This window comes from Bradyrhizobium sp. Kon10 (genome assembly GCF_055807395.1).
Genome location: NZ_JBVVOZ010000260.1, coordinates 1 through 261 on the forward strand (window position 1 = coordinate 1; position 261 = coordinate 261).

General features: G+C 60.9%; 1 protein-coding gene. It reads left to right on the forward strand.

Annotation, left to right across the window (positions count from 1 at the left end; translation table 11 throughout):
- Positions 1-145 precede the first annotated feature (145 nt).
- A partial coding sequence (locus AC0L2O_RS36940) for a CBS domain-containing protein (RefSeq protein ID WP_473373227.1) occupies positions 146-261 on the forward strand: 116 nt, incomplete at its 3' end.

Genomic DNA, 261 nt, shown 5'->3' on the forward strand with positions numbered 1-261 from the left:
GAACGGGACCGCCGAGCGAGCGTCGCAGCGCGACAGGCCTGAGGTCCTCAGCAAGTCTTCCAGGCCCAATATCGCTCTACGACCGCAGGCGGTGGTGCCGTTCTGGGCACCAACAGGGAGATTCACCATGAAAGTCGCTGAGATAATGACCCCCAACGTCCATCTCGCCAGTCCTGGCGAGTCGCTGCAGAAAATCGCGAAACGAATGGCGGTTGACGACGTCGGATTTCTGCCGGTCGGAGAAAACGACCGACTCGTCGG